Raw genomic sequence first — 3,969 nt, forward strand, 5'->3', positions numbered from 1 at the left:
GCCCCGGGCGCGGTCGGCCGGCGGCCGACCTCAGCCGAACAGCTCCGGCAGGGTCCGCTCGTTGGCCTCGCGCAGCTCGGCCAGCGTCAGGGTGAACTCACCCTGCACCTCGACCGCGTCGCCGTCGACGACGCCGATGCGGGTCACGGGCAGGCCGCGGGCACCGCACATGTCGTTGAACCGCACCTCCTCGCTGCGCGGAACGGCGACGACAGCGCGGCCGGCCGACTCCGAGAAGAGGAAGGTGAACGCCGACAGGCCGTCCGGGACGACCAGCCGGGCGCCCTTGCCGCCCTTGAGGCAGGACTCCACCACGGCCTGGACGAGTCCGCCGTCGGAGAGGTCGTGGGCGGCGTCGATCATGCCGTCGCGCGAGGCGTTGACGAGGATCTCGCCGAGCAGCCGCTCGCGCTCCAGGTCGACCCGGGGCGGCAGACCGCCCAGGTGGTCGTGGACCACCTGGGACCACGCCGAGCCGCCGAACTCCTCGCGGGTGTCGCCGAGGAGGTAGAGCAGCTGGCCGTCCTCCGTGAACGCCATCGGCGTGCGGCGGGTGACGTCGTCGATGACGCCGAGCACGCCGACCACCGGGGTGGGGTGGATGGCCTGCTCGCCGGTCTGGTTGTACAGCGAGACGTTGCCGCCGGTCACCGGGGTGCCGAGCGTCTGGCAGCCGTCGGCCAGGCCGCGGCAGGCCTCCGCGAACTGCCACATGACCGCCGGGTCCTCCGGCGAGCCGAAGTTGAGGCAGTCGGTGACGGCCAGCGGCACCGCGCCGGTGGCGGCGACGTTGCGGTACGCCTCGGCCAGCGCCAGCTGGGCGCCGGTGTACGGGTCGAGCTTGGCGTAGCGGCCGTTGCCGTCGGTGGCGACCGCGACGCCGAGGTTGGTCTCCTCGTCGACGCGGATCATGCCGGAGTCCTCGGGCTGCGCCAGCACGGTGTTGCCGAGGACGTAGCGGTCGTACTGCGAGGTGACCCAGGTCTTCGCCGCCTGGTTGGGCGAGGAGACCAGCGCCAGCACCTGCTCGCGCAGCGCGTCGGCGTTCGCGGGCCGCGCCAGGCGGGCGGCGTCGTCGGCCTGGAGCGCGTCCAGCCAGCCGGGCCGGGCGAACGGCCGCTCGTAGACGGGCCCCTCGTGGGCGACGGTGCCCGGGATCACGTCCACGATCTGCTCGCCGCGCCAGAAGATCTCCAGGCGGTCGCCCTCGGTCACCTCACCGATGACGGTGGCGATGACGTCCCACTTCTCGCAGATCTCCAGGAACCGCTCGGTGTTCTCCGGGGTCACGATCGCGCACATGCGCTCCTGCGACTCGCTCATGAGGATTTCCTCGGGCGAGAGCGTCGCGTCGCGCAGCGGGACGGTGTCGAGTTCCACCCGCATGCCGCCGGAGCCGGCGGAGGCCAGCTCGGAGGTGGCGCAGGAGAGCCCGGCGCCGCCGAGGTCCTGGATGCCGACGACGAGGTCCTCGGCGAAGACCTCCAGGGTGCACTCGATGAGGAGCTTCTCCTGGAAGGGGTCGCCGACCTGGACGGCCGGGCGCCGCGAGGGGCCCTCGGCGTCGAAGGTCTCCGAGGCCAGCACGGAGACGCCGCCGATGCCGTCGCCGCCGGTGCGGGCGCCGTAGAGGATGACCTTGTTGCCGGTGCCGGACGCCTTGGCGAGGTGGATGTCCTCGTGCTTCATCACGCCGACGCACAGGGCGTTGACCAGCGGGTTGCCCTGGTAGCAGGGATCGAAGACGATCTCGCCGCCGATGTTGGGCAGGCCCAGGCAGTTGCCGTAGCCGCCGATGCCCGCGACGACGCCGGGCAGCACCCGGCGGGTGTCGGGGTGGTCGGCGGCGCCGAAGCGCAGCGGGTCCATCACCGCGACCGGGCGGGCGCCCATCGCGAGGATGTCGCGGACGATTCCGCCGATGCCGGTCGCCGCGCCCTGGTAGGGCTCGATGTACGAGGGGTGGTTGTGCGACTCGACCTTGAAGGTGACCGCGTAGCCCTGGCCGATGTCGACGACGCCGGCGTTCTCGCCGATACCGACGAGCATGGCGTCGTTCTCGGGGGCCTTCTCGCCGAACTGGCGCAGGTGCACCTTGCTCGACTTGTAGGAGCAGTGCTCGGACCACATGACGGAGTACATCGCGAGTTCGGCGCCGGTCGGGCGGCGGCCGAGGATCTCGCGGATTCGCGCGTACTCGTCTTCCTTCAGGCCGAGTTCGGCCCACGGCTGCTCGACGTCCGGGGTCTTCGCGGCGTGCTCGGTGGTGTCGACGCTCATGCCTGAACCAGCTTCTTCAGAACGGAGGTGAAGAACCCGAGACCGTCCGTGGTCGGGCCGGTCAGCGGCTCCACGGCGTGCTCGGGATGCGGCATCAGGCCGACGACGTTGCCGGCCGCGTTGGTGATGCCGGCGATGTCGCGGCGGGAACCGTTGGGATTGGAGCCGAGGTAGCGGAAGACGACCCGGCCCTCCGCCTCCAGCTCGTCGAGGGTGCGCTCGTCGGCGACGAAACCGCCCTCGCCGTTCTTCAGCGGAACGGTGATCTCCTGGCCCTCGGTGTAGTCGGAGGTCCAGGCGGTGCCGGCGTTCTCGACCTTCAGCCACTGGTCGCGGCAGATGAAGTGCAGGTGGTCGTTGCGGGTCAGCGCGCCGGGCAGCAGGTGCGACTCGCACAGCACCTGGAAGCCGTTGCAGATCCCGAGGACGGGCATGCCGCCGCGCGCCTGCTCCACCACGGACTCCATCACCGGCGAGAACCGGGCGATGGCGCCGCAGCGCAGGTAGTCTCCGTACGAGAACCCGCCGGGGAGCACGACCGCGTCGACCTGCTTCAGGTCGCGGTCGCGGTGCCAGAGGGCGACGGGCTCACCGCCGGCCAGCCGAACCGCGCGGCGGGCGTCGTGATCGTCGAGCGATCCCGGAAAGGTGACCACTCCGATGCGGGTGGTCACGAAGCGGCTCCGGCGGTGGTGCCTTCGGCGGACTCCTCCACGCGAACGGTGAAGTCCTCGATCACGGTGTTGGCGAGAAAACTCTCCGCCATCTCACGGATACGGGCGAGCGCGGCGTCATCGACCGGGCCCTCCAGTTCCAGTTCGAAACGCTTGCCCTGCCGCACATCGGTGATCCCGTCGAAGCCGAGCCGCGGCAGCGCGCGCTGCACCGCCTGGCCCTGGGGGTCGAGGATCTCCGGCTTGAGCATGACGTCGACTACGACGCGAGCCACAGGTACTCCCGGTGGTGTTGGTGCTTGACGCTGCTTCGCTCAGCGTACCCGGGATGAAAATCTACCCGGGTAGATATGTGGGGCGCCGGGTCACGGTCGGGTATCGGAACCCCGTTCCGACGGTCAGTAATGGTAAAAGGAAGGTAGCCCGGACAACTCGGCGGACGGCACGGCACGGCGGTATTTCCCAGGTACCGCGCAACGGGCCCGAAATAGCGCCGGAGTCCTCCGAGGAGCACCCGGGAACGAGCAGCGAAGAATGTTTATGTCCGCCGCTTGCGCGTGACGGCCGGGCAGCCCCGGCGGTCGCGTGCGGGTGACGCGGAGCAGCCGAAAGGACCGGTGCACGTGGCACAGCAGGTAGTGGTCACACTTTCCGACGACATCGACGGGGGCGCGGCCGCCGAGACGGTCGCCTTCGGCCTCGACGGCCGGTCCTACGAGATCGACCTCAACGCCGAGAACGCCGAGCGCCTGCGCGCCGTGCTGGAACCGTTCGTCGCGGCCGGCCGCAAGCAGACGCGGTCCGGCAAGTCGTACCGGCACACCGCGGTGGACCCCTCGCCCCGCGCGGTCCGCGCCTGGGCCGACTCCAACGGAATGGACGTCCCCGCACGTGGGCGCATCCCCAAGAAGGTCTACGACGCCTTCAACGCGGCCCACTGACGCCGCAGCAGCGCCCCGGCACCGCGGTCGGCGGTGCGCCACCGACGGCTCCGGCCGGTGGCGCACCACTGCCG

4 protein-coding genes are annotated in these 3,969 nt (G+C 70.8%); 1 reads left to right on the forward strand and 3 read right to left on the reverse strand.

Annotated elements, in window-relative coordinates:
• Nucleotides 1-30 precede the first annotated feature (30 nt).
• Genes purL through purS form a run of 3 tightly spaced genes read right to left on the reverse strand, consistent with a single transcriptional unit; the run spans nt 31 to nt 3,229 of the window.
• Entirely contained in the window at nt 31-2,280 is a 2,250-nt protein-coding gene (gene purL, locus HCN56_RS24170; protein WP_167974569.1) for a phosphoribosylformylglycinamidine synthase subunit PurL, read from the reverse strand.
• A complete protein-coding gene (gene purQ / locus HCN56_RS24175; RefSeq protein WP_167974571.1) occupies nt 2,277-2,954 on the reverse strand; it encodes a phosphoribosylformylglycinamidine synthase subunit PurQ in 678 nt (225 codons plus the stop codon). The genes purL and purQ overlap by 4 nt, the downstream gene beginning before the upstream one ends.
• On the reverse strand, nt 2,951-3,229 hold the full coding sequence (purS, locus tag HCN56_RS24180) for a phosphoribosylformylglycinamidine synthase subunit PurS (protein WP_167934656.1): 279 nt from the start codon (nt 3,227-3,229) through the stop codon (nt 2,951-2,953). Before purS ends, purQ begins: the two co-directional genes overlap by 4 nt.
• A 348-nt stretch (nt 3,230-3,577) precedes the next feature.
• Here purS and HCN56_RS24185 point away from each other — a divergent pair, with 348 nt between their 5' ends.
• Nucleotides 3,578-3,895 (forward strand): histone-like nucleoid-structuring protein Lsr2, encoded by a 318-nt coding sequence (locus HCN56_RS24185; protein ID WP_167974573.1) that lies wholly within the window; start codon nt 3,578-3,580, stop codon nt 3,893-3,895.
• Nucleotides 3,896-3,969: the final 74 nt, after the last annotated feature.

Origin of the sequence: Streptomyces lonarensis, assembly GCF_012033735.1 — a bacterium.
In the GTDB taxonomy this organism is placed as follows: domain Bacteria; phylum Actinomycetota; class Actinomycetes; order Streptomycetales; family Streptomycetaceae; genus Streptomyces; species Streptomyces lonarensis.

Bases quoted from the DNA above. Each gene is read 5' to 3' on its own strand.
- purL (WP_167974569.1), bottom strand. From the start codon at position 2,280: ATGAGCGTCGACACCACCGAGCACGCCGCGAAGACCCCGGACGTCGAG.